Annotated in this window: 26 protein-coding genes; 4 read left to right on the top strand and 22 right to left on the bottom strand. The window is 34.4% G+C overall.

What is annotated here, in order from left to right; genetic code table 11:
* Nucleotides 1-125 precede the first annotated feature (125 nt).
* The 16 genes from QZU90_RS04740 to QZU90_RS04815 form a co-directional block, all read right to left on the bottom strand.
* Nucleotides 126-1,607, bottom strand: coding sequence for a methanogenesis marker 14 protein (locus QZU90_RS04740; RefSeq protein ID WP_295605487.1), 1,482 nt, complete (start codon nucleotides 1,605-1,607; stop codon nucleotides 126-128).
* A gap of 277 nt (nucleotides 1,608-1,884) precedes the next feature.
* Complete coding sequence (gene mtrH / locus QZU90_RS04745) at nucleotides 1,885-2,817, bottom strand: tetrahydromethanopterin S-methyltransferase subunit H (protein ID WP_296855814.1); 933 nt, start codon at nucleotides 2,815-2,817, stop codon at nucleotides 1,885-1,887.
* Between the two features lie 15 nt (nucleotides 2,818-2,832).
* The gene (mtrG, locus tag QZU90_RS04750; RefSeq protein ID WP_295605491.1) at nucleotides 2,833-3,081 is read right to left on the bottom strand and encodes a tetrahydromethanopterin S-methyltransferase subunit MtrG; all 249 of its coding nucleotides are present in this window, start codon (nucleotides 3,079-3,081) and stop codon (nucleotides 2,833-2,835) included.
* 12 nt (nucleotides 3,082-3,093) lie between these two features.
* A complete protein-coding gene (locus tag QZU90_RS04755) occupies nucleotides 3,094-3,300 on the bottom strand; it encodes a tetrahydromethanopterin S-methyltransferase subunit F (RefSeq protein WP_295605493.1) in 207 nt (68 codons plus the stop codon).
* A gap of 16 nt (nucleotides 3,301-3,316) precedes the next feature.
* Nucleotides 3,317-4,054 (bottom strand): tetrahydromethanopterin S-methyltransferase subunit A, encoded by a 738-nt coding sequence (gene mtrA, locus QZU90_RS04760; RefSeq protein WP_295605495.1) that lies wholly within the window; start codon nucleotides 4,052-4,054, stop codon nucleotides 3,317-3,319.
* Nucleotides 4,055-4,375, bottom strand: coding sequence for a tetrahydromethanopterin S-methyltransferase subunit B (locus tag QZU90_RS04765; RefSeq protein ID WP_296855817.1), 321 nt, complete (start codon nucleotides 4,373-4,375; stop codon nucleotides 4,055-4,057).
* A gap of 14 nt (nucleotides 4,376-4,389) precedes the next feature.
* Nucleotides 4,390-5,208, bottom strand: coding sequence for a tetrahydromethanopterin S-methyltransferase subunit MtrC (gene mtrC / locus QZU90_RS04770; RefSeq protein ID WP_295605498.1), 819 nt, complete (start codon nucleotides 5,206-5,208; stop codon nucleotides 4,390-4,392).
* A 1-nt stretch (nucleotide 5,209) separates the two neighbouring features.
* Nucleotides 5,210-5,911: a tetrahydromethanopterin S-methyltransferase subunit D gene (gene mtrD / locus QZU90_RS04775; RefSeq protein WP_295605500.1), complete on the bottom strand. Its 702-nt coding sequence runs from the start codon at nucleotides 5,909-5,911 to the stop codon at nucleotides 5,210-5,212.
* Between the two features lie 12 nt (nucleotides 5,912-5,923).
* The gene (gene mtrE, locus QZU90_RS04780; protein WP_295605503.1) at nucleotides 5,924-6,796 is read right to left on the bottom strand and encodes a tetrahydromethanopterin S-methyltransferase subunit E; all 873 of its coding nucleotides are present in this window, start codon (nucleotides 6,794-6,796) and stop codon (nucleotides 5,924-5,926) included.
* Nucleotides 6,797-7,573: 777 nt separating this feature from the next.
* A complete protein-coding gene (mcrA, locus tag QZU90_RS04785) occupies nucleotides 7,574-9,226 on the bottom strand; it encodes a coenzyme-B sulfoethylthiotransferase subunit alpha (RefSeq protein WP_295605504.1) in 1,653 nt (550 codons plus the stop codon).
* A 14-nt stretch (nucleotides 9,227-9,240) separates the two neighbouring features.
* Nucleotides 9,241-9,993, bottom strand: coding sequence for a coenzyme-B sulfoethylthiotransferase subunit gamma (gene mcrG, locus QZU90_RS04790; RefSeq protein WP_295605505.1), 753 nt, complete (start codon nucleotides 9,991-9,993; stop codon nucleotides 9,241-9,243).
* Between the two features lie 2 nt (nucleotides 9,994-9,995).
* On the bottom strand, nucleotides 9,996-10,592 hold the full coding sequence (gene mcrC, locus QZU90_RS04795; protein WP_292777442.1) for a methyl-coenzyme M reductase I operon protein C: 597 nt from the start codon (nucleotides 10,590-10,592) through the stop codon (nucleotides 9,996-9,998).
* Between the two features lie 26 nt (nucleotides 10,593-10,618).
* Entirely contained in the window at nucleotides 10,619-11,074 is a 456-nt protein-coding gene (gene mcrD, locus QZU90_RS04800) for a methyl-coenzyme M reductase operon protein D (protein WP_295605506.1), read from the bottom strand.
* Nucleotides 11,075-11,163: 89 nt separating this feature from the next.
* The gene (gene mcrB, locus QZU90_RS04805) at nucleotides 11,164-12,495 is read right to left on the bottom strand and encodes a coenzyme-B sulfoethylthiotransferase subunit beta (RefSeq protein WP_295605507.1); all 1,332 of its coding nucleotides are present in this window, start codon (nucleotides 12,493-12,495) and stop codon (nucleotides 11,164-11,166) included.
* A gap of 654 nt (nucleotides 12,496-13,149) precedes the next feature.
* On the bottom strand, nucleotides 13,150-14,403 hold the full coding sequence (mmp10, locus tag QZU90_RS04810) for a methyl coenzyme M reductase-arginine methyltransferase Mmp10 (RefSeq protein ID WP_295605509.1): 1,254 nt from the start codon (nucleotides 14,401-14,403) through the stop codon (nucleotides 13,150-13,152).
* Nucleotides 14,404-14,614: 211 nt separating this feature from the next.
* Complete coding sequence (locus tag QZU90_RS04815) at nucleotides 14,615-15,529, bottom strand: methanogenesis marker 7 protein (protein WP_295605511.1); 915 nt, start codon at nucleotides 15,527-15,529, stop codon at nucleotides 14,615-14,617.
* Between the two features lie 279 nt (nucleotides 15,530-15,808).
* Here QZU90_RS04815 and QZU90_RS04820 point away from each other — a divergent pair, with 279 nt between their 5' ends.
* Both QZU90_RS04820 and QZU90_RS04825 read left to right on the top strand, forming a co-directional pair.
* Nucleotides 15,809-17,500 (top strand): helicase HerA-like domain-containing protein, encoded by a 1,692-nt coding sequence (locus QZU90_RS04820; RefSeq protein WP_296855822.1) that lies wholly within the window; start codon nucleotides 15,809-15,811, stop codon nucleotides 17,498-17,500.
* 168 nt (nucleotides 17,501-17,668) lie between these two features.
* Complete coding sequence (locus QZU90_RS04825) at nucleotides 17,669-18,037, top strand: hypothetical protein (RefSeq protein WP_295605513.1); 369 nt, start codon at nucleotides 17,669-17,671, stop codon at nucleotides 18,035-18,037.
* Between the two features lie 64 nt (nucleotides 18,038-18,101).
* On the opposite strand, the gene QZU90_RS04830 is transcribed toward QZU90_RS04825, so the two are convergent.
* The 4 genes from QZU90_RS04830 to QZU90_RS04845 all read right to left on the bottom strand — a co-directional run bounded on the left by QZU90_RS04830 (nucleotide 18,102) and on the right by QZU90_RS04845 (nucleotide 21,084).
* Complete coding sequence (locus tag QZU90_RS04830; RefSeq protein ID WP_295605515.1) at nucleotides 18,102-18,899, bottom strand: nitroreductase family protein; 798 nt, start codon at nucleotides 18,897-18,899, stop codon at nucleotides 18,102-18,104.
* 22 nt (nucleotides 18,900-18,921) lie between these two features.
* Nucleotides 18,922-19,731: a hypothetical protein gene (locus QZU90_RS04835; RefSeq protein WP_295605517.1), complete on the bottom strand. Its 810-nt coding sequence runs from the start codon at nucleotides 19,729-19,731 to the stop codon at nucleotides 18,922-18,924.
* A gap of 178 nt (nucleotides 19,732-19,909) precedes the next feature.
* Nucleotides 19,910-20,449, bottom strand: a complete 540-nt coding sequence (locus QZU90_RS04840; protein WP_295605519.1) for a glutathione peroxidase — start codon at nucleotides 20,447-20,449, stop codon at nucleotides 19,910-19,912.
* 176 nt (nucleotides 20,450-20,625) lie between these two features.
* Nucleotides 20,626-21,084 (bottom strand): flavodoxin, encoded by a 459-nt coding sequence (locus QZU90_RS04845; RefSeq protein ID WP_296855825.1) that lies wholly within the window; start codon nucleotides 21,082-21,084, stop codon nucleotides 20,626-20,628.
* A 193-nt stretch (nucleotides 21,085-21,277) separates the two neighbouring features.
* On the opposite strand from QZU90_RS04845, the gene QZU90_RS04850 reads away from it, so the two are divergent.
* Nucleotides 21,278-21,631, top strand: a complete 354-nt coding sequence (locus QZU90_RS04850; protein ID WP_296855827.1) for an arsenate reductase family protein — start codon at nucleotides 21,278-21,280, stop codon at nucleotides 21,629-21,631.
* Nucleotides 21,632-21,707: 76 nt separating this feature from the next.
* Here QZU90_RS04850 and QZU90_RS04855 read toward each other — a convergent pair whose 3' ends face one another.
* Both QZU90_RS04855 and QZU90_RS04860 read right to left on the bottom strand, forming a co-directional pair.
* Entirely contained in the window at nucleotides 21,708-22,916 is a 1,209-nt protein-coding gene (locus QZU90_RS04855; protein ID WP_295605525.1) for a MalY/PatB family protein, read from the bottom strand.
* 70 nt (nucleotides 22,917-22,986) lie between these two features.
* Complete coding sequence (locus QZU90_RS04860) at nucleotides 22,987-23,505, bottom strand: nitroreductase family protein (RefSeq protein ID WP_295605527.1); 519 nt, start codon at nucleotides 23,503-23,505, stop codon at nucleotides 22,987-22,989.
* A gap of 200 nt (nucleotides 23,506-23,705) precedes the next feature.
* On the opposite strand from QZU90_RS04860, the gene QZU90_RS04865 reads away from it, so the two are divergent.
* A partial coding sequence (locus QZU90_RS04865; protein ID WP_296855829.1) for a DUF308 domain-containing protein occupies nucleotides 23,706-24,190 on the top strand: 485 nt, incomplete at its 3' end.

A 24,190-nucleotide genomic window follows, 5' to 3' on the forward strand; every position in this document is an offset into this window, starting at 1 on the left:
TTTATAGAAGATTTAAACTATTTTGAAAATTAAAAAGAAAAAATATTAAAAAATTAAATTATTAAATTAATTAAATTTTTAATTAAAATAATTAAAATAAAATAAAAAAAGAAAAATAAGGTAAATTATTTTGGAATTGTACCTTGTTCTTGCATTCTTTTCTTAAGAATACATTTTTCTCCTTGGTTTCCACCAAGAGGGTTCTTTTGAGTTCCCATAGAATTCATACAACGAGCCATAATTGCAGAACCAAGAGCAAGTCCATCCTCTACAAATACGACATCCTTGAATTTGTCCTGAGCATACTCTAAAATGAGTTCAGGTTTCTTACCAGTGATACCTGCCCTACCAGTAACTCCTAAAATTGAACCGTCAAGAATAAGGTCTTCTTCAAATGCCACATCTAAAACTCTGTATACAATATTTGCACTTACATGGTCCATTGTAGCTAGCAATGTAGGAATTCCTTCATCCTCATAGATCTTAGCACCAATTTCCACTAATCCACCAAGACCATCTGCATTGGTACCGACATCACAACCAATCAAACAAGTACCTGCTGCTTTAGCACCTGCAGCATCTAACGGAACAGTACCAAATCTGTCAATACCTTCTGGAACTTTACAGATGTTAATGAGTTCATGTGCCTCTTTAGCATATTGCTTAGCTTTTTCCTGATGCTTTTTGCCATCGGCCTTTTTAAGCAATTTAGGATCAAATATGTCTAATGCAGCACCATTATTTTGGTCTATTTGCTTGGAACCTTTAGCTAATGAGTCTGAAATAACCCCAGCTAAACCTAAGAAGTTACCAACGGTACTTGCATAAGGCTCATCCTTATTTACAATCCTACCTGCCAAGGTAGAACCAAAGTCTAAGGATACACAAGGGTTTCTATAGTCCACTTCAGTCCATTTAGCACCTAATTTAATACCTGCAGTTACAAGTTCCCCTTCCATTTCATTCGCTACAACTTCCTTTCCTTTTGGAGGGACTACACTTACTACAGCACCATCAAACATTACATTATCCAATAATGTGTATTTTTGAAGTCTTTTTGGAAGGTGTGCAGTAGACATAGCGGGAGCCATTTTCTTGTGGGAAATACCTGCATCAAGACAACCATCAGCAAGAGCCTTAATCAATTCTCCCACTTCCTTGGTTGTCGCAAACCCTGCAGTTACCCCAGTGGATCTCACAACAAAATCCAAGTCATCTTCCATATCCACATGGGCTTTTTTAAGTGATTCCAAAACTGTATCCTTAATCATATCTGCAACAGATTCTTTAGAAAGCTCTACACCCCAAACAGTTTTACCGAATACCTCTTCTCCTGCTTTAGGTTTTCTAACATCCCTTGTCATTTTAACAGTTTTGTTGATTAAATAAGATTGACTGTTATTTAAGTTTGTAGCCATAATAACACATTTGGTAGTGGTGTTTCCCAATTCTACGGAAGCAGTCACATAGTATTCATCCTGTTGTGCGGCCATAACACCTGGACCTTGAGGTCTATTACCTGCTTTTAAAATACTTAAATCCCTTGGTTGACTTTCAGCAATGATTGGCTTAGGTCCCTTATTGAAAAATTTATCTAAAAAAGACATATAAAATCCCCATAATATTCTATATAATATATACTATTTTCATTAAATAATATAAATTTTGTTAAATAATTTTGTTAAATATTCAAATGTTGAGAATAAAGATAAATTTTAAAATTATTAAAAAAATCAGCCAGAAAAAATATTAAAAGTAGTTAATGAGAATTTAAAAAAAAATTGAGGTAAAAATAAGTAAAGTAAAAATAAGTTAAAAATAGAAAAATTTTATAATTTGAAGAAGATTAGATGAATAAATCATCTAATCTCGGACCCTTTCAAATTATAATAATAAGTTCAATGGGTGTGCTTCAATAGGTTCAGTACCGATATCTTTTGCTGCTTCAGCAATCATAATATCTGCCATACCACAAGCTGGGAATGCGAGTCTTGCGTTTTCGATAGGACCGAAAAGTACGAAGTCTCCACCAGCCATTTGTTGTACGATGTTAGAACCTATATCACATACAGGCCATGCTTCTTTGTGTTCTTTTTTGTATTGTCTTAACCAATCCCATGCGGAAGGTACGTTGTGAATACCGGAACCTACAGGGTATCCCCATTTAGCTTTTACAGCGTAGGAAGTTCTTACTGCAGGACCTGCACCTTGTCCTAAAGGAGTTACTGCTACGTCCATCCATGGTTTGGTAATTCCACATCTTTCTGCCATTTCGAGAATACCTTCATCGATTACAGATCCACCAGTTTCCCAGATTTCGAGTTTACCTGCTACACCAGGGGTCAGTGGGTTGAAACCTAAGAGAATGGATGCGTCGATGTCGGAGTTAGCTACAGCTTCGATTTCACCAGGTTCAGCTGCCATACTTAAGGAGTTGTATACAGCTCTTTCAGCTAATCCTACTTCTTGTACGTATTCTACACCTGCAATTTTTGCAGCTGCAGCAGTTGAGTCGATAAGGAAAGGTTTGTCACAGACGTCTCCTACAAATTCTAAGTATTTAACCATAGCTTCTGCAGTAGCACCGAAAGTTTGTACAACACAAGGGTTTCCGGTTACATCAGACATTTCTTCCATAGTTTTAATTAATCCTTCAGCAGCGTCTTTATCAAAGTCTCCTGCTTTTTCATCACTAATAATTTTGTGTCCGCCGTAAAAGATAGTTCCTGCTAAAACGGTAGGGTATTCTCCAGGTTGTCCTCCCATTTTTACTCCAGCAATATCTACGACGAGTTGTTCTTTATCAAATCTAAACATTTATAATCCTCCAATTTAGATTAATCCTGCCATAATAGTACTCATTGCACTTACTAAACCAAATTCAATGGACACTATTAAAATTACAAGACCTAAAATTATACCATATAAAATACCAATATCTCTACCGTTTTGTTGACCTAAACGTTGGAAGTATTCCCCAACAGCAAATTCTACTTTTTCTTCAGCTTCATCTAATTTTTGGACTGCAGCTGACATATCGTCGGTAGATACAATAATTTGAGGTACTGATTCTTCAGACATTTTTTAACACCTCTATAATCCACATAATTTAGCTAAGTATGGAATAACAACAGCTAAACAAAGAGCAATTCCAATACCGATAGCTATACCAGAAAATCTGGTGCTGATTACGCCAGCGAATAATCTTCCTTCTCTTCCTAAGAGCTTAGCACGGTATTCTACATCACTAGAAGCATTTTTAATACCACGAGTATTTGGTTTGTTTGAAAATTTAACCATAAATAAAACCTCCAGTTTATACACCTACTAATGGTGCCATTAATAATAAGAAACCGATTACTAAAGTAAATACTAATCCAATCATAATACCTTGGACTTTACCTGAATAGTTACCTGCCATATTTCTTTGTACAGCACCAACTAATTTTACTTGAGTATCAATATTTCTGATTCTTGCTTCAAGTAATGCAGTTTCTGGAGAGATAGGACGAATTTCTTCACCATCGTCGTCGTCGTCATCTCCTTCTTTCACTTCAATAACCATAGCATCTTCTTCAAAAGCACCAGGATCTTTTTCGATACATTCTTTTACTTTTGCTGTGATTGCTCCACCGTCTTCGTTATCGATTAAGTCAACAAGTTCTACTTGTTGTTGGAATCTTTCTACACCTTCCATAGGAATGTTTTCTACGAAAGGAATTGCACCGGTAGCACCAGTGATTTTTTTCTTTTCAGGGTCGCAACCATTTTCGTGTAATGCTTGGATACTTTGACCAGTAATGTGACCTTGTACTTCTGCACCACATAAGATTAAGAATCTGATGTTTGGGTTTGAAATGATGTTTGCTACAACTTTTTCAATACCTAAGTTTTCAGTTTTACAAGGTCCAGCAATTGCTGCTCCAGCAGCAGCTGGGATATCTTCATTGTGAGAAGCTAAAGTAGTTACAGCAACAGGACTTTCTGGGTCCCCTACAATGTAGTCTCCACTTACTACAGGCCAGTTATCAGCAGCAGGTTTTTTGTCAGCCATCTATAAAACCCCCATAGCTGTTAATATAGGCATTGCTGCCATGATAAGGAACATTCCTAAAACAAATCCGTAAACCATGTTGGTTAATTTACCTGCAATGACAAAGTTACCTTCTCTTCCTGGGAAGGAACCTAATGGAGCAGAGTTAGGATCTAAGGAATTCATTAATTCGTCAGCAGCTGCTTCGACTTTTGCGATTTCTGCATTTATTTCATCCATTGAAAGAATAATTAAATCTCCACCACCAGCTCCGAGAATACCGGATTCTGCGTCAAGATTTAAGTTTAATTCAGGAATAAATTGTATTAAAGGTAATACCATCTATAACAACCTCCTTATTCCTCAACTTTTGGCCATAAACCAGCCCATTTAACAGATGCTGCTGCTTCACATGAAGCGTTAACAAACATCTTAAATGAGATGTACCAACCGATAAGTCCGACAATTAAAATTGCAAACCATGCATATCCTCCAGCGGAAATAGCAAGAATACCAGTAATAACCATAGTTAAGAATGCAGTAGAAGCACCACATTTAAGAGTTCTTACTTGGTCTTCGTTTGGTCCTAAACATGCGTTGAATGGGTGTTGGATAGCCATAGTACATAATATGTAAAAGATAGCAATAAATCCAGGAGCAATTACAGCAGATAAGAGTAAGTCAATTGAATATCCACCTGCAATAGCAGCAGAGAATCCTAAAACAGATAATGCTGCAGCACCTGCAATTTCTGCAGTACATCTTTCCATAACAGGAATTTTCATACCAACAATTTTTTTAGCTACAATAGCAACTAATAATCCAATAATCATTGCAAAGATTAATGCAAGAATAGGTCCAGCAATTTCTAATCCAGTTAATTTTAAAGATGCGATAATACCTACACCAGCTAAAGCACCGATTACACCAATACCTAAAGACATGTAACCGATAGAAGGTACACCAGTACCTAAACCATAACTTGCTACACTACGGATTGCAATTACACCCCAAAGGATTGCACAAACTGCACCAAGACAGCTTAATACAGGTCCAATAACAGGGTTAATACCAGATAAGTATATACCGAGTAATCCACCGATAATACCAATAGCTAACATTACATTAGCATCTACAGCACCTTCTGCAGGTGCTCCACTTCCTCCAGCAGACATCTTAAATACCTCCAATCATTAATACCATGAAGATTGCAGCTACAAGAGATACAATAGCACAAGCTAAAATTCCAGTAGGAAGTCTTTTAAATTTAGGGTCTACAAATCCTTCAATAGTACCTCCAATGTTATAGGAAGCAGTTACAGAGTTGATGAAGAACATACCTACAGATAAGATAGCAGCTAATCCTGCAATAACAGTAGCGTCAAATCCAGTCATGTTAGCGGTTGCGAATTCGTTAATAGCCCAGTAGACTAATCCACCACCAGCACCACCAAGTAAACCACCAATGATACCACTAATGTAACATACGGTAGGAATACCGTGTCCTTCGGTACCAGGAGTTTTATATTTTTCTTGGTTCCATTTGGTGATTGGGTCAACTGCAGCTTTACCAGATGCTGGTACTACACCAACACCATAAATATAAATAAAGTTACCAATAAGCATGGTGATACCCATCATTAACATGGAACCAACTGCACCTGCTAAGATGATCAACCATACTGGTTGTCCTGTCATAGAAGCTGCGGTAATGAGTCCAGTTAATCCTGCACCAGCTGCTAACATTGCGGTACCAGTTCCTACACCGGTAGCGGTAGCCATAGCTGCAGGAGCACCACCTACAGGAATGAAGTGTACACCTCCTCCCATAATAATACCTGCAATTACAACACATATAATAAACATAATAAGATCCATAATGTAACCTCCTTATTCCTCATATGGTCCGAATTTTTCTCTTGCAGACTTTTCAAGGAAGTAGTTACCAGCGATTAATAAAATAACGATGATAAGTCCTACAACTTGTCCTCCAATAGCTCCGAATACAACAGTAATCCAGAAGCTTACGAAAACAATAAGTCCGAAACAGAATCCAGTTAAAGGTCCACCATATTTAGCACAGAAGTTACCTACATCGATAGAGTTCTTAGCACCAAGAGGAGCTTTGGTTACGATATCCCCTTGAATAGCTACAGGAGTACCTCCACCGTAATCGAATTTTTGGTATTCGCTTTCTGCACCGTAGTGTACATCCCCTGTGGATGATCCGATTGCACCAATAGTAATTCCCCATAGTACAGCGAGTAATGGTAATGGGAATGGGTGTCCGAGACCGCTTAATGGAAGGGTCATTAAGTAAGCGATTCCTACAATACCGAAACTAGCTATAAAACCATGAGCTGCGATAGGGCCTAAGGATTGGGTTAATACATCCATAAATAATGGTTGTTCAAATTGAGATTGACCAACAATCCTTCCCATGTGTGATGTGACTGTATAAATTGCGTGAACAAATGCAGCAACAGTAGAACCCATTGCAATTGCTACTATAGGAATAATACCCATACCCATTGCAAGAGCTGCGATACCACCAGCGATACCACACCAGCATCCATATGCTACTGGTTCACCAGAAGCTGCCTTATTGATCATACGGTGTAAATGTCCCATTTGTGGAGCAAGTTGAACTTGTGAGTTAGGGTTACTTTGTGAACCGATGTCAGACTCTAAGTCCTCTGCAGCACCAGCAATGGTTGCTGCTGCACCCATTAATGCGACTACACCTAATGTAATAGGGTCCATATTTTCTTTTCCTCCTTAAATTTTATTAAATTTAATTATTTAATAAACTATTACGTGATTAATTTTCCTATTAACCACATTTAGACATATTCTGCTCAAATATAAAACCATAAAGACATAAAATAAAAATGGACTAAATAATGGACTAAAGCAAAATTTAGACCATTTTTAGAACATCTGAATGATTTTATACTTTATGATTATACCTCATAACTTAAACAAAGATTTTATAAATCAAATAAGCCAAGGCAAACCACTTAGCTTTTAATCTAGCTAGATTAAATCCTTAAAGTGTTAAGAATGAAATATTTGATGAATAAATCTAAAAATCTTAATAATTAAACCTGAATAATTAAAAAGATAAACCAAGAATTTTTTCAAGTCTACTTAAATTAAAATAAACCTAAAATTAATTAATTTAGAGACATTAAACTCTCTATATTCTATAATTTTTTTAAAACACTATATATAAGCTTTACTAAAAAATCTCAAATTTTATCAATTATTTTTAGCATTACCTTAATTTTAAAGCGATTTATCAAAATCAATTGAAATTAAATCCATTTTAATTAAGTTGAATTATTATATTGACACTAATTCTTTTAAATTTTCTTTATAAAATGCATTTTATTATTTTCAAAATCAATTGAAAAAAAATCCATTCTACTTTATACAAACAAATACCATATTGAAAAAAATAAATAAGGTAAAATCTATTAGGATAAAGAATCCTATAGATTAAAAACCTTATTTACATATTTCCCGTTTACACCAAACTTATTTTGCTGGAATGATGATAGATCTTTCACCTGCAGGTTCGAATTCTCTTAAAGCACCTTTAGCAAATTCTGCTCTGACTTTAGTGAAGTCGAATGGCAAGTTTTTGTCAGCGAATGCAATCTTAATAAGAGGGTTGACTGCAAATGCGTCTCCACGAGCACTGTGAGGTGCTTGTGCGATACCTGCATATTCACCTTGGTGACCTACGTTCATTGCATAGTTAGGGTAGTTAGGACCTCTTAATTCAAGTGGTAAACCTTCGTCGTTTCTGATAGCGAATACGTTAGCTGCACCACATTGATCTTGTAAGTCGTAACCGTAGAAACCTAATCTGGAATGTTGTTCTTTGTGTAAGTATTGTGCTAAGTACCATGCAGATAAACCGGTTTGTGCGTTTCCAGTTGCGAATGCAGTGGAAATACCTGCAGCTGCAGATACAACAGCAGCTCTTTGAGAACCACCGAAGTGGGTTTCAAGTAAAGCTGGGTATTCTTCGTATTGTTCTAAGGAGTAGAATGCTACTTCAGAACCTACGTCAAGAACAGTGTCCATGTTGTTAGGTGCGGAACATAATTCTCCGTATTTGTCTTCTACGTAATCTTTACCGAAGTAAGAGAAGTCGTCTAATACGTTATCGGTGTATGCTGCGGTAGCATATTGAGTAAATCCTACACCACCAGACATGTAAGATCCTAACCAAATTTGGTCGTATAAAGCAGCACCTAAAGCTACTACTTCTAATGCGGATTCTACAGGGTCGTCGGTTACTCTGGTTGCTTGACAGATATCTGCCATAAATCCGAATGGTACACCACCGAGTTCGTTACCTGCTCTTGCTCTTCTGATTGGTAAGTAAGTACCCATACCAATTACTTCTGCGTGTTTGGATGCGTATGCGAAGTCACCAGTAGCACCTTCACCTGCACATTGACCGTATGCAGAAATCATGGACATACCAATTTGCATAGCAGACCATCTGGAAGTGGTACCACCATCACAAACTCTACCTACAACAGATGGAACTCTTACAATTTGCCAAATAGCATTACCTACTTCAGCTTTTAAAGCTTCAGCTTGTTCTTCTGGGAACTCTTTGTTAATGTCTAATACAAATGCAGGGTCGATTTCTGCTGCTAAGTCGTCGTCTCCAGTAAATACTTTTACGTAGGAGTCGTCTACTAATAATGGGTTGGTTTCTACCATGTGTTCTTGTACTACAGCTGCACCAGGCATAGCGTGGTTTACAACTTCTAAATAGTTGGTAATGGTTTCAGGAGTTACTTCCATACCTAATCTCTTTTCGAGTACGTTGTGAGCAGTGTTTAAACCTACGATTACAGTTTTTCTGATATCGTCCCAAGCTTGTTGGATTGCTGCGTTGTTGATAAAGTGTAAGTCGTCTCCTTCTACGAAAGTGTCAGTACCAGATAATTGGTAGGACATTAAAGCTCTTTGACCGAGTGGGTTACCAATGTCAGGGTTGTACATTGGGATTCCTCTTTTCTCAGCAATTGCTTTACCTTCGTTTACAAATTCAGTTTTTCTTTCAGATTGAGTCCAACCGCCCATATTATAGAAGGTAGTAGTTTTTTCTTCTGGAGCTTCTTTGAACTTTTTAGTCATTGCATCTAAGAATTTTTTGTCAGCCATTTTAATAAACCTCCTTAATATTCTGGGTTGTAACCAAATTGAGATCTGGTGACGTGTATTTGTCTTAAGACAGTTACAGCGTCTTCATCGTCTTTGTAAGCTTCACCATCACATCTGTAGATTGTGGTTTTAGCTCTTAAGGTTTCTTCGTCTAATGGTTCACCTAATACTACAGGTTCATCTAATTCGTGACCAATTTGGTCTTTTACCATTTCTACGTTACCGGTTTCTTTGTTGAGTACTTGTCTTCTTAACATGTCGAACATTAAACCGTTTTCATCGAGTCTTAAAGAGTGACCGTGTACACCAGAACCTCTGATTCCAGTTCTTGCGGTATCGAAGTATTCGTTTTCTAAGATTTCTTTGGAAATTCTTTCTAAGTCTCTTTCACGAGCTTCGATAATTTGTCTACCGGATAAAGTACCGGTATCGATTCCTCTGTATCTGTATACATAGGATCTTGCTCTTAAGAATGGTTGAGCTGGAGCAAAGTACATGGAGTCTACAAATTGGATGTATCTTACTCTGTCCCCTGCTTTTGCACCGTCAATAGGTTCTACAATTTCTCTAATAATGTCATCAGGTTCATCGAGTTCGTCGAGAGGTGGGTGTACGGATTTGTATTCTTCACCTGGAGCTCTGTGACCTAATAATTTTACTACATCTTCATCAGATATTTCTCTTAAAACTTCTAACTCAACATCTGGGTTAGTGAATTTTCTTCTGTTTTCAGCTACCTGAGAAGTTCCTGGATAATATTGTGCCATAATTATGCATCTCCTAATGTTAATCTAACTTTTCTAATAATCTCATCTAATTTTTCTTGAGACACTGTTTGTCCCCTAATAACCCCTGATACTATGTTCATGATTTTACCTTCTGTTTTTACCTCTTCAGGCATGACCTTTGCGGTTTTGACACCGATTTTTGCAAAATCTTCAAAGTCAACAGGATATTCACAAATAATAACACAAGGTTTGTTAACGTTACGCAAGATTAATCTTGCCTTGTATGTAATATGATTTCTTACTCCACCTAAATGAACCACAATAACCTTAAACTTTTGCATTTGTTCAACTTCCTTATCAGTTAAACCAAAAGCATTACCTGCACCGCCTGCAGGAGCATCATGTGGAACACCACTACCTGCATCCAATATCATGGTACTGGTTAATAGGTTTGCTTCACGTAAGCCAAAGGTAATTTCACAGACAGGTTTGGTAATGTGTCTACGACCTGGAGACATAGCAACTGCCAAAACATCACTTCCACACTCTGCGAAAGTTCCTCTTTGAGCAATTCCTCCTCCTTCACCAAGACCTCTTGTTTCCCTACAGTCTACAAGATGTGTGCATCTTCCAATCATATTATCAATAACCTAAAAGATATTTTTTATTCCAATGTATCCCTTTTTAGAATAGAGACATGATCTTTAAATTTAGAACGGGTATCTGCGATACCGACCAATTCATCAGGAATCTCTGTATTTTCACCATATTTCAATCCATCAGTAACAGTTCTTTGTTTTCTGATGTATTGGGATTTGCTAGTGTTGATATCATATCCAGTATCAATATGTTCATCACATATGGATCTGATTTCTTCAATACCAGATTCATCATATAGTTCAACAAAAATTCTACCAGTCTTAACTTTCAATTCAACTTCCTCACCATTTACCACAATGACTCTGCGATCACCATAAATACGGTCAATCTCATCTTGAGGTGGGAGTCTTGGTCCTTGAATAACAGTTCTTATAACTGAGTCTAAAGATTCGATATCATTCAATACTTTTTCAGTTGTGTCTGTTCCTAAAATTCTGTGTGGAAAAATTTCAATATCCATTATTTAACCTCAGTATTTAAATCAGACGATTTAAATAATTTTTCGTGAATTTTAAATTAGATTTTAATTAACAAAAATTAATTCGATAATTAGATGTCACCTTTAATCTCAGCAGCTGCTAAAGCAACATATTTGAGTGGTTCTCTGAATTCGTCAATCTCACTGTATACTTCTTTAATTAATCCAGAAGTTGCTTCTGGAGAGAAGAGTTGGGTACCAGCATCTAATGCCATACCTGCAGCTACACAAGGGATAGTAAATCCTTTACTGTGTCTGGTTACTACGTGGTTACCGTTGAATAAACCAGGACCTCCTCCACCATAGATAGAGTGAGAGAAGAAAGAGAATCCTACAGCTACCCCTTCAGCTCTACCGAAGTCAATACCAGGTAAACCGGTAGCAAATTCGATGTTGTCGTTGAAGTATAAGATAGTTGATGGAATACCTTGAGCAGCTCTTGCTGCACCGACGTTAACCATAATAGCAGCAGTACATCCAGCAGCAGCATATGCGTTCCATTTAGCTGCGTCACTAGTTGCGTACATGTTGTATCCAGTTAATTCTTTTTCTACAGCGATTACACCATCTGCTTCAGCTTTAGCAATAGTGTCTTGTACGATAGAACCTACAGTTCCTTCTTTTGCGTTGTCTTGTACGAGACCTAATACCATGTTGTCAGCGTTTAAACCTTGGTAAGCTAAACCTAATAAGTGCATTCTTTCGTAAGCACCTACTGCGTCACCCATTTCAAACATAGCAGTTTGTTCGAAAATACTTGCGAGAGCGGTTGCTTGTAAAGTGTTCTTTAAGGTAGCAGCTACGAAGTCGTTTGCTTTAATGTTTCTTAAGGAGTAACCAGGACCTTCTAATTTTTGTGGTACGTCTAACATGGTTTTTAAGTTAGCACCCATGTATTCTACAGATTGTGGGTATCTTCCTAAAATAGCAGCTTTTACCATGTTTGCGTCGTACATGTTTACGTCAAACTCTTTGATAATAGCTTGAGTTAATGCAGTTGCGGTAGCTAAGGTTGCTACGGAGTATTCTGCGGAAGAGTCTAATCTGATAGTTGGAATTTGGACTAAAATCCTTTTTCCACCAGAGAGTACTTCACATTTAGTATCATCGTCTTCAGTTACTTGAAGCATGTCTTTTACAGCAGCAGCAATGGAGTCAGCTTGAGCTACGATGTCAAGATCCATTTCTCTACCTAAGATTTTAGATTTTGCTCCACCGACGGAAGCAGTTTTTAAAGATTTTTCGATTCCTTCTAAGTTTACAGCTACAGTTCTTTTAACACCGCTAATAATGTTCTTAATAGCAGGGTTACGTAACGGACTTAGAGCTTCGATTGGTACATCAGCTTCGACTAATGAACCTCTGTCGTCGTATAAATCGACTTTATCATCAAACTTTGCCAATTTTTTCCCTCCTAAATAAATAGAGTTAATATACCACCCAAAATAACTAATTTTTAGTTATGTTGAGTAAGCTATCCAGCAAAATTTTTGCAATAGCCAGCTATTTGGTATACAGATATTAGTTTATTTAAAATATAATATAAACATTCGTTTAAGAATTAAATAGAAAACTTTATAAGTAATAAGATTTTTTAATTTTTTTATTATATATTAGCCCAATAGTAATACTTTTTTAAATTGATTAAAATGGAGCAAATAATGTAAAATAACATACATTCAATTAAATTTAAAAAATAAATGTAATTTTTTTCTTAAATCTAAAATAGAATTGAATAAAGCGTTTTAATTGAAAATAAAGAAAAAAATTAAAAATCGTGTTAAATTAAAATATTACATAAATTAGCCAAAAGTAATACTATTAGTAATACTAAAAACATTCTATTTTTTTTAAAAAATATCAAAAAATTAAACAAATGAAAAATTAATCAATACTTGAAAAAATAGTGTAAAAAAGTAGTGTAAAAAATATATAAAAATTATATTATTTATTGTGATTATTATATTCTCATTTTTCAATTATTTTCATTTTCAAAAATGCAATAAAAATTCAAAAAGGCAATGAAAATAATAAGAAATTTAAAAAAATTTAAAAAATTAAAAAGCCCTTTTCATTCCAAAGAAATTGATGGCCTGAATAAGATCAATGAATGAACCTAACTCATGTTCAATCACTTCCTCTTCACTCATGCCGCTGCTTAACTCACCATCAACGCTTAAAGTATCCGGACCATATCCTACAAGACGGCTTTTGCCATCCTGACTTAATATCCTTTCTGCATCCAATTGATGGATAAATGCTCTTCCAGGGAGAATGACTGTGTCTTTAATGTCTTCCAAATCCAAGACTTCAAGGTCCTGTTTTGTCATCAAGCATGCGATATCCTTCTTGGTGGCCACTACATTCACATTATCTGGAGCTATCTTATCAAATATTTTCTTCAAGAATGGTGCTGCAATCTTAGATGTTAGAAGTGTAGCTTCGCCAGTAACTTTAGGCAATATTCCTAAAAATTCCTCATACTCATCTTTTGCTAAAATGAATGGTGCTCCAATTGTTGGATCGGATAATGGAGTTCCAGTGACTCTAAGATTATATTCACTGTTGATTTCCTTTACAAGCTCTTCGAATTCAAGAGGTTCATGAGGAGTTATTCCTTCAACAACAGGTTCATTTCCTAAAATCAACCCTTGGTCATAACTATTTGCAAAACGCATCATCATCAATGCCTTTGCACCCCACGCTTCCAATTTTTCACAAGTGTTTTGAAGCACTGCACCATCATTTACCCCCGGAATGATAACTGCTGCCGCATGCAAGTCTGCACCTTCTGCAAAAAGTTGAGCAGCTTTAAGGGATTCCTCTGGACTTGGATCCAACATCCATTCCTTTCTGAGTTTTGGGTCTGCTGCAAAAATAGTGTAGGTTACCTCATCCACTCCTTGATTCAAGAATTGTGTAGCTATATCGCCATCATCAATTCCCTTTCCACTTGTATAACCTAAGTGAATTGGCAATTGCATTTGAGACAAGTTAGATATAAGCTCTTCAAGATAAGGGTAACAGCTGACATCTCCACCACCACTGATGTTGACCTTCAAGTTAGCATCTCTTACAGGATTCATCATCAAAGCCATTTGAACTTCACTTATTACTGAAAATGGCTGTTGAAATGGTTTCCCTGCCTCTTGAACTCCTTCGAGACATCTTGGACAACCCACTTTATTAGGTGGGCAATGTTGGCATCCAAGAGCTTCTGTTAAAGGTTTCACTTTTCTAAAGTAGCAAAACTTACAAAAGCCTCTACAATCTTTTCCAGGAGTTCCACCAAGATCCGCTATAACTTGCATTTTTACACTTCACATTTGATAATAAAATAAATATTTAATTATTATTTATGATGATTGAATATTAGAAATAATTTATATAATTCATTAAAAATAAGATGACATGAGATTTTTAAAAATAAGATAATAAAAAATATAAAAAATTATATTTATTATAATATAACTTTTTTTAAAAAATATTTCCTTAAAATATCATTTTTTTAATATAATAACTTTAATCCACTAAAGAACTTTCAGTTAAAAGCTCTACGAGTATGTAATCATAGAAATGAGATTTTTTAATCTCTGCAATGTCCTTTAATTTTTGGTCCCCTATAACTACATTTTCAATTTCCTCATGATACTTGTCATAATCCAATTTTACTCTAAGCCCACAGAGTTGACTTGTTACAGGAGTTGGGGAAATGACTTCCTTAATAGCTGGAACTTGAGTTTCAATCTCGCTCTTGACTAAAATTGAAGGTGCAATTGGAGGGTCTTGAGCAAGCTCTTTTTTACGTTTTTCCAAAAGGTCTTCAACAGTTTCAACTAACTTTTTCAAAGCTCTTATGTTTTCCCCTCTTTTTAATCTGCGTGGAATTCTACCTAATCCTGGAACATAAGCGTCTACACCAGGCAATTCTTCCAAATCAATTTCAGGTGCACCTGTGACAATCACTGGAATATCAATGTCATTGTAAAGATAAGCCTTATCAATAATGCATTGCTTGAAGCTTCCTAATGCAAAAATGGCTATGTCATGCTCTTCAATCAATGCCTTTTCAGTTTCACTGATTCCTGCAGTTCCTTTACCATGACCACGAGCCAACCCGACCATATTGTCTTTAGCACCATAACGTCTAAGGTATTCGGAGATATCACATGCAGCATGAGGAAGGTGGTGTCTTGCAAGAGTTGGGGAAACAATAGCTATTTCAGAACCTGCCATAGGTGCAACAGAGAGTTCACCTAAAAGCTCTTTAGCCTTTTCCTTAATAATATCCACATCATCAATAGGAACCGCCATATTCAATACAAGTTCCATTTGCAATATATTGGATTGAAGAACAAAACCTCCTAAATCCTCAATTAATTCTTTCAATTCTTCGCTTTTGTGAATTCCACCAGTGAATGTTAAGGTTTCATACATATAATCATCACCTTATAAAAATCATAAATTATTATAAAATCAATTTTATTCAATAAAATATCTTATTTTAATATATTTTTTAAGTCTATTATATAATTTATTATTTTTACTTTGCATTAAATGGAAAATAATTTTTAATGAAGAATTGAAAAATCGAAAAGAAAAAACAAAGAATAAAATAAATTATTTTTTATATTATTAGGAATATAATAAGAATTAAAGAACATGTGAAATAATTAAATAATTTTTCATTATCAGATTTATCAAAAAGGTGTTATCATGTATGCAGAAAATAATATCTTAGTTGGGGCTAATGAGAATACAGAGGTTTATTTGTTATCCAAATTAGCCAATCGTCATGGATTAATAGCTGGTGCAACTGGTACCGGTAAAACAGTCACTTTAAAAACACTTGCAGAAGCTTTCAGTGATATGGGAGTTCCTGTATTTTTAGCAGATATGAAAGGGGACGTTTCAGGTCTTGCAAAGGTAGGTGAACCAAACGCAAAAGTAACTGAAAGAATGGAAAAGTACAAACTTGCTGATAAGGGATTTGTATTCAAGTCATATCCTGTTGAATTCTGGGATTTATATGGTGAGAAAGGATTGCCTATTAGAGTCACAATCTCTGAAATGGGCCCTCAATTGCTTTCAAAAATATTGAACTTATCTGAAGCACAAGAAGGGGTATTGAACATCGTATTCCGTGTAGCAGATGATGAAAACCTTCTTTTGATTGATTTGAAAGATTTGAAATCCATGATTAATCATGTAAGTGATAATGCTGAACTTTATGAAAGCCAATACGGTGCAGTTGCCAAGAAATCAGCAACAACACTTCTCAGATCCATACTTACCCTTGAAGACCAAGGAGGAGACCTGTTCTTCGGAGAGCCTGCATTGGAACTCAGTGACTTCATGCAATGCAATGATGAAGGAAAAGGTATGATCAACGTATTGGATTCTGTAAAACTGTCTACAGCACCGGAATTATACTCAACATTCTTATTATGGATGATATCCGAACTTTACGAAACAATGCCGGAAGTAGGCGACTTGGACAAACCTAAATTCGTTTTCTTCTTCGATGAGGCTCACCTATTGTTTGATGACATGTCCCCTGCATTCCAGAAAAAGGTAGAGCAGATTATAAGATTGATTCGTTCAAAAGGAATCGGAGTATACTTCATTACACAAAGTCCATCCGATATTCCGGACACTGTCCTTTCACAGCTTGGTAACAGAGTGCAACATGCACTTCATGCATACACTCCAAAGGAGCAAAAGGCTGTAAAGACTGCTGCTGAAACCTTCAGACCAAACCCTGAATTCGATACAACAGAAGTCATTTCCACTTTAGGAACTGGAGAGGCATTGGTCTCTGTTCTTGAAGAAAAAGGAGCTCCAAGCATCGTGCAACAAGTTGACATTTTGCCTCCTCAAAGTTATATTGGAGCTATTGAAGATAATTACAGAGCAGAATTGATGAGCATTTCATCTCTTAGAGGAAAATACAGAGATGCAGTTGATAGGGAATCAGCATATGAGATGCTATTGAATAAGATTGACAACAATCCGAATGTACAATCTGAAATCCCTCAAGATGCACCTATTAGGGAAATTCCTAATCAAGCAGAACAGGCTCCAGCACAACAAGCCCCTACCCAACAGGCACCTGCTGAACAGCAAGCTCCAGCACAACAAACACCTACCCAACAGGCACCTGCTGAACAGCAAGCTCCAGCACAAACCCAAGCACCAGAGCAACCTAAACAAAAAGGATTGCTTGAAGATGTTATTGGCATAGCTGTTGGAACAGCAGTGGATCAAATGACAAAACAAACCACTAAATCCAAGAGAAAGACTACAAGAAAGACAACTGTTGAAAAGGCAACTACAACTGTTGTAAACACTGCTGCAAGGGAAGTTACAAAAGGGATTATTAGAGGATTATTTGGAAATATGAAATAATTTTCAATTATTTCTCTTTAATTTTAATTAAAATTCCATATAAAAATTTCATTTTATTTTTTATTTTTATTTTTATTTTTTACAAATTATTAAAATTTAAATTATAAAATTTTCTAAAGAAAATTTTTAAAAAATCACTCTATTTTTAGATTTGAATATGGTGACACTATGGTTGAATTAAACAGAGAAGAATTGTATCAAGAATTAGAAGAAATGGAAAATGACTTAAGGCTTTATCCTATTGAAGAGGGATTGGAAGATGAAATAATTGATTACATCAATGGAAAAGAGTTAAGTGAAAACGAAAAATGGGATTTGGAAAATAGGCTCGAAGATTTCTTCTATGGTGCAAAGCTCAAATGCAGAAAGCCTACTTACTATTTTACAGATGGATTTGAATTTTATGTAACAGAAATCTATATAGACTTTAGAATCCTGGAACATGTTAGAAAATCATTCCCCAAATTCAATCAACTTTCAGTTTCATCTGAGATTGAACAGGGATTTTCTTGCCTTTCCGTTAAATTAACTTTATAATTAGATTTGTTTTTTAGATAAAAAAATAAAAAATAGATAAAAAAATAAAAAAAGAATTAAATAGCTATTTATAATACACATCTATTTTCTTATGAGGAACTGTTCTTCTGTATTTTACTCTAGGATAACCTATTATGAATGCAGAATACATGTGCTTATCTCGGTCTATTTCTGGGAAGAATTCCATTAATCTTTGATGATCCAATTCATCCGCCTTAAGAGTGAATAATGAATAGAATCCTCCAAGACCCATTGAATAAGCCAATAACTCAAGTCTTGTATTTGCAATCAATGCATTTGCCTGACTTTTGGAAAAGGACAAAATCATCTGTGTTCCTTCCCAAAGAAGTGGATGGTTCTTATAATCTCCTTCACCTCTAAGATACTCACCAAACTGTTTTATTCTGAAGAATTCATCTTCTTCCACTTTGATTATATCATAAACCAAATGCATGAAATCATCCAGTTTCTCATCAAGAACAACAAATTCAACATCTTGAGCATTTTGAGCACTTGGACTGTAATAGGCAGCTTCAAATAGCTTATCAAAAGTTTCCTTATCCACTTTTTTCTTCTTGAACCAACGAATGCTTCTGCGCTGTTTTAGGAATTGCAATAAATCTTCAGAATTGATTGGAATTTCACGAGGATTATAATCTTCAACACGGTCTTTTTGATCTTCATATGTATTTAAGGATATGCTTCCTGTTGGACAAATAGCTAAACAATGCCCACAGTCAAAGCAATCTCCATTATCAACTTCAACAGCTTTCTTATCAATAATTTCAATATTATCTCTAATGCAAACGGTTTCACATAATTTACATCCAGTGCAGGTTTCTGTATTGATTTCCAATTTCATTTTACCACTTTCAAAAAAATAATCATAAATTTTTAATTGCATCCACTAAATCATTGATAAAAATCTCAACAGTTTCTTCATTTAACTCCAAAAGAGACAAATATGGATTTAAATCTTCAAGTTCCACCAATAATAATTGACCATCATTTGTTTTGCATGCATCAACTCTTTGAATACCATTTTCAATAGTGTTCCACTCAATAAATCTTTTTGCAAATCCTATCTCCTCAATGCTTGGAACATATCTCTCAAGTTTCCATCTTTCCTCTTTATTAGGAGCATATAATGCATATTCAAACTTATCATTTATAAAATAAAAAGACAGTTCGTATTCAAAATCAATTGCCGGCTGAATTAAAATATTCTTATTCAAATCCTTTTTGATTAATTCTTCCTTAGTTAAAAACTCAAGACCTATTGAATCAGCGCCATCTTTTGGTTTTATGACAAAAAGATCGGAGTTAGGCAATAAATCAATATTTTTTATATCATCAATTGTAGGGATAACAGGATAATCCTCTAAAGTCAAGTCAACAAGATATTGCTTTCCGCACATATCTGCCTTCCCAGTGAAATCGTTGAAAGTTTTTAAATTGTTGCTTTTCACCCGTTCTCTAAAGGAATCATAACCTTCCTTAAAATTCAATACACTTCCAGTGTTTCTGAAAATGATTAAATCCACATCATTTTCAAAACTTGAAGAATTCTTTGGATTGCACAAAACTATATCAAAATAATCCTTAAGTATCCCTGATAAAAAGAGGTCCTCCTCATAGTAGTTTCTGCCTTTTGCCTGATAATATAAATCTGTCAAGTATAAAATCTTTTTCATAATCCCACATAAGTTATATTGATTCTTAAATTATTTAACTATTTAATAAATCAACACGAAAAAAAAGATGCTGCTTATTATAATAAGAAAAAATTAAAAAAAATAGAAAAATAGAATAAAAATAGAATTTGAAAAACTGAAAAAAATAGAAAAAATGGAGAAAAAATAGAATAAAGAATTATAATAATTCTTTAACTCTTGCCTTAACATCATCTAAACTTTCAGTTGGCTCGAAACGTTGAACTACATTTCCTTCTCTATCAACTAAAAATTTAGTGAAGTTCCATTTGATGTCATCATTGTCCTTATAATGTCTATCCATTACCTTAAGGACCATTTTCAATTTTCTAGCCCCATCACCAGTGATGTCTTTAAATGGTTGCTCTTGCTTTAAGTAAGCGTATAATGGCTCTTCGTTTTCACCATTCACTTCAATCTTTTCAAAGATTGGATAAGGAACCAAATACTCACTGCGGCAGGTAGCTGCAATTTCCTCTCCAGTACCAGGAGCTTGATTACCAAATTGGTTACATGGGAAATCTAAAATGACAAATCCTTCATCCTTGAATTCATTGAAGATTTCATTCAATTCAGTGTATTGTGGAGTGAAACCACATTTGGTAGCAGAGTTGACAATTAACAATACTTTTCCTTTGTATTCACTTAAGGAAACCATGTTTCCTTGAGTGTCTTTTACTTCAAAATCATAAATTGACATTATATCACCTAATTTACATTTATTAAACATTTTAAGTGAATAAAAATCTGTTAATATTATAAATTATTTTTAAAGGATTTAAATCTTTCTATTTCGCGAAATAAATAATTTAATAGGTTAATAATTAAATCAGTTAATAGTATACGGTTAAAAATCTAAAAAAACTAAAATTTAGTTTATTCTATAAATGAAGCTAACTCTTCATCAAATTCATCATGTTTTACTTGTTTTGTTACAAGAGTTAATGTTTTCAAAGGAGCTTTGCCGACATATTTTTCCATTTGTTCAATGGCACCTTCAAAACCGCTTCCACCTGCAGTTACAAAGAATTTTACATCATTGAACTTTCCTTCATTTTGCTTAATGTATGAAATCATAGGGTTTGCAGCTTTTCCAGCCCATACAGGAACTCCTAAATAAACCAAGTCATAATCTGAAACATCATGTTCTAATGGCCCTAAATCAATGATCTTTTCTGAAAGAGCATCCTTTCCACCACGTGCAAAACCTATTTTACCATCATATTTCACTTTAGAAACAATTTCTTCAATATCTGCACCAGTTTCTGCAGCAATGGCTTCTGCTAATTTTTTTGTAACTTCTGTTCTTGAATAATAAGCAACTAAAATACTCACGATATCACCTTATTGTTTTTAATTAATTTCATATTATTTATTTTTCTAATATTAATTTAAAAATCATATGATAAAAGTCTTTAGTTTACAAAGTTAATCAATAATTAGAATAATTTATAAATTTCAAATATAGAAATAAGAATAAGAATAAGAACAAAAAATTGATTTTATAAAATTTTTAGGAGAATGGAGAATGTTATTTATTTACTACCCAAGATGCAGCACATGCCAAAAGGCTAAGAAATGGTTAGACGAAAATGGATTCGAATATGATGAACAGCATATTGTTGAGGAAAATCCCGATTATGATCAATTGAAGGCATTATATGAGAAAAGTGGACTACCTCTCAAGAGGTTCTTCAACACAAGTGGTAAAATTTACAGAGAGATGCAATTAAAAGACAAGTTACCAGAAATGAGTGAAGAAGAACAATTGAAGATTTTATCTACTGAAGGCATGCTTGTAAAACGTCCAATAATTGAGACTGAAGATAATATAGTGCTTACTGGTTTTAGACAAAAAGAGTGGGAAGAGAAATTAAAATAAATTAATTTTCTCTACTTTTTTATTTTTAATACTTTCAAAAAAAAAAAAATTACTATTTTTAGAATTTTTTTAGAATTCATAAATTATTTTCTTTTTTAAATTTTTCAATTCCTATTTTTAATGCATTTAAACCTTCAAGCAATAAGTCTTTTGGACATGCAATATTCATTCTCAAGAAATTATCTCCATTTTGTCCAAATTGGATTCCTGGAGATAAGAATAAACTTACATTTTCTCTTAAAAACTCAGATAAATAAGTGGAAAATTCACAACCTTCAAAATTTTCTCCCCTTAACTTACTGCAATCCAACCATAAAAGATAGGTTGCATTTGCCGGAACCAATTTTATTTCAGGAATTTCACTTTTTAGGAACTCATCAACAATCATTTTATTTTCAAATAGGACTTCTCTCAATTCATTTAACCAATCTTCACTTTTGTATGCTGCAATTGTGGCATCAATTGAAAAAATGTTAGGGTGATTGAAGCAATCAACTGACAATTGCTTTTCTAAAACTTCATAAAGTTCCTTGTTACGAGTGAAGACTGCAGAACTTTGAAGACCTGCAATGTTAAAGGTCTTGCTTGGGGAAATGCATGTAATGCTGTTATTTGATAACTCATGATCTAAAGATGCAAACGGAACATATTTCAAATCAGGATCAGTCAAATCACAATGAATCTCATCAGATACAACAATGACATCATATTTGTTTGCTAAAACAGCTATCTTTTCAAGGGTTTTCTCATCCCATATTCTTCCGATTGGATTATGAGGATTGCATAATAGCATCAATTTGGTCTTTGGATCCTTGAATTTCTCTTCCAAATCATCAAAATCAATGGCATAAGCAGTTTCCACATCATTGGAATCTGAATCATAAATCAACGGATTTTCAACAACATTTCTGTCATTATCTTCAATCACATAAAAGAAGACATGGTAAACTGGTGTTTGGATTAATACATTATCTCCAACATCAGTGAATGCACGAATGATGCTTGTAATTGAAGGCATGACCCCTGTTGCAAACAACAATTCATCCCTTTTCATATCAAGGCCATATTTTTTCCACCAATTGATATATGAATCAAAAATCTCATCATTGACAAATGAATAGGCATAAACACCATGCTTTGCTTTTCTATTCACTGATTCATAAATGAGTGGAGCTGCATAAAAGTCCATATCTGCAACCCACATAGGATATTCATCATCAAATAAATCCCATTTGAGTGAATTGGTGTGTTTTCTATCAATTATTGAATCAAAATTGTATTTCATAATGCATCATCCGTTTAAGAATTGAAATCAGATTTATTAGCAAACTTTATAAAAAATGTTTAAAATTTAATTAATAGGTTTCATAATGGATTCTGGATTCATCATATTTATCCATGAACTTGTTTTCCCAACCTTCAGCAGGATAACCAAGAGTTATTATGCAGAATGGCTTTAGGTTGTCATCTTTAGGCAAACCTACAATCTCACCAATGGCATTCATTCTTTCCTCTTCAGGTGCCACACCATTCCATAATCCTCCTAAGCCAAGATTGACAGCTTCAAGAAGCATGTTCTCTGCTGCTGCACTCATATCCTGTTGCCATACCAATTTATAAAAGGACCTTTCAATGTTTGCAATCAAAAGAATAGCTACTGGAGCATTTGTTACACGAGGTTTGATTTCTCCAATTTTAGCAAGAGTTTCCTTGTTTTTGATTATCAAGAATTCCCAAGGTTCAGCGCCTAACCTGCTTCCAGGAGCTTGCATACCTGCCTTTAGAATCTTTTCTATTTTTTCATCTTCAACTTCCTTGGAATCATATTCCCTTATACTACGTCTTGTATTGATAATCTCTTCAAAATCAGCCATTTTATCACTTGAAAAATTTATAAAATTTAAAATATTATTAATTAAGATTAATTCATCATTATTTAAATAATTAATTAAAAAATTGAAATGAAAAAATCCTTGCAGTGAAGAAATGGGCCCTATAAAAAATAAAGAATAATTTATATATACCTTGATAAATAGAATATTAAACAATTAAATGTAAAATGAGGTGAAAAAAAATGGAATCAAATAAGATTTTAGCTATTATTTCAATAATTATTGGTTTAATATTTATCATATTCCCAATATTCAGTGCTAATTTAATATCCATCCTTATTGGTGCAGCTGTATTGATATTTGGTATAGGATTAGCTTACACTGGAATCATTTCAAAAGATATTTCACCAGCTGTTTCAACTGTTTCAGCAATATTTGGAGTTGTAATGATTATTTTAGGATTGGCATTCATCTTTGGAACCAATGCAATTTCATTCCTAGTTGGATTACAGTTTTATATTGTTGGATTCATGCTTATCATAGCTTCCGTAATCGGATTGCTTGGAGGAGCTGAAATCAATAAAACCGGATCATTAGTTGGTTTAGTATTAGGAATTGTTATCTTGTTCATTGCTGTATTTGCAGCAAACAATCCAATATTAATCACCATCATCTTAGGTATTGCATTAATAGCACATGGAATCGTTGGATATTTACATGCAGATGA

The organism is uncultured Methanobrevibacter sp. (genome assembly GCF_902784195.1).
Taxonomy (GTDB): Archaea; Methanobacteriota; Methanobacteria; order Methanobacteriales; family Methanobacteriaceae; genus Methanobrevibacter.

What these genes read in the sequence shown, in the direction of transcription:
- QZU90_RS04860 (WP_295605527.1), bottom strand. Translation starts at nt 23,505, where the DNA reads ATGGCTGATTTTGAAGAGATTATCAATACAAGACGTAGTATAAGGGAA.
- mtrG (WP_295605491.1), bottom strand. Translation starts at nt 3,081, where the DNA reads ATGTCTGAAGAATCAGTACCTCAAATTATTGTATCTACCGACGATATG.
- QZU90_RS04820 (WP_296855822.1), top strand. Translation starts at nt 15,809, where the DNA reads ATGTATGCAGAAAATAATATCTTAGTTGGGGCTAATGAGAATACAGAG.
- mtrH (WP_296855814.1), bottom strand. Translation starts at nt 2,817, where the DNA reads ATGTTTAGATTTGATAAAGAACAACTCGTCGTAGATATTGCTGGAGTA.
- QZU90_RS04755 (WP_295605493.1), bottom strand. Translation starts at nt 3,300, where the DNA reads ATGGTTAAATTTTCAAACAAACCAAATACTCGTGGTATTAAAAATGCT.
- mtrC (WP_295605498.1), bottom strand. Translation starts at nt 5,208, where the DNA reads ATGTCTGCTGGAGGAAGTGGAGCACCTGCAGAAGGTGCTGTAGATGCT.
- mmp10 (WP_295605509.1), bottom strand. Translation starts at nt 14,403, where the DNA reads ATGCAAGTTATAGCGGATCTTGGTGGAACTCCTGGAAAAGATTGTAGA.
- mcrD (WP_295605506.1), bottom strand. Translation starts at nt 11,074, where the DNA reads ATGGATATTGAAATTTTTCCACACAGAATTTTAGGAACAGACACAACT.
- QZU90_RS04850 (WP_296855827.1), top strand. Translation starts at nt 21,278, where the DNA reads ATGTTATTTATTTACTACCCAAGATGCAGCACATGCCAAAAGGCTAAG.
- QZU90_RS04840 (WP_295605519.1), bottom strand. Translation starts at nt 20,449, where the DNA reads ATGTCAATTTATGATTTTGAAGTAAAAGACACTCAAGGAAACATGGTT.
- QZU90_RS04740 (WP_295605487.1), bottom strand. Translation starts at nt 1,607, where the DNA reads ATGTCTTTTTTAGATAAATTTTTCAATAAGGGACCTAAGCCAATCATT.
- QZU90_RS04815 (WP_295605511.1), bottom strand. Translation starts at nt 15,529, where the DNA reads ATGTATGAAACCTTAACATTCACTGGTGGAATTCACAAAAGCGAAGAA.
- QZU90_RS04830 (WP_295605515.1), bottom strand. Translation starts at nt 18,899, where the DNA reads ATGAAATTGGAAATCAATACAGAAACCTGCACTGGATGTAAATTATGT.
- mcrA (WP_295605504.1), bottom strand. Translation starts at nt 9,226, where the DNA reads ATGGCTGACAAAAAATTCTTAGATGCAATGACTAAAAAGTTCAAAGAA.
- QZU90_RS04765 (WP_296855817.1), bottom strand. Translation starts at nt 4,375, where the DNA reads ATGGTATTACCTTTAATACAATTTATTCCTGAATTAAACTTAAATCTT.
- mcrC (WP_292777442.1), bottom strand. Translation starts at nt 10,592, where the DNA reads ATGATTGGAAGATGCACACATCTTGTAGACTGTAGGGAAACAAGAGGT.
- mcrG (WP_295605505.1), bottom strand. Translation starts at nt 9,993, where the DNA reads ATGGCACAATATTATCCAGGAACTTCTCAGGTAGCTGAAAACAGAAGA.
- mtrD (WP_295605500.1), bottom strand. Translation starts at nt 5,911, where the DNA reads ATGGATCTTATTATGTTTATTATATGTGTTGTAATTGCAGGTATTATT.
- QZU90_RS04835 (WP_295605517.1), bottom strand. Translation starts at nt 19,731, where the DNA reads ATGAAAAAGATTTTATACTTGACAGATTTATATTATCAGGCAAAAGGC.
- mtrA (WP_295605495.1), bottom strand. Translation starts at nt 4,054, where the DNA reads ATGGCTGACAAAAAACCTGCTGCTGATAACTGGCCTGTAGTAAGTGGA.
- QZU90_RS04825 (WP_295605513.1), top strand. Translation starts at nt 17,669, where the DNA reads ATGGTTGAATTAAACAGAGAAGAATTGTATCAAGAATTAGAAGAAATG.
- mtrE (WP_295605503.1), bottom strand. Translation starts at nt 6,796, where the DNA reads ATGGACCCTATTACATTAGGTGTAGTCGCATTAATGGGTGCAGCAGCA.
- QZU90_RS04855 (WP_295605525.1), bottom strand. Translation starts at nt 22,916, where the DNA reads ATGAAATACAATTTTGATTCAATAATTGATAGAAAACACACCAATTCA.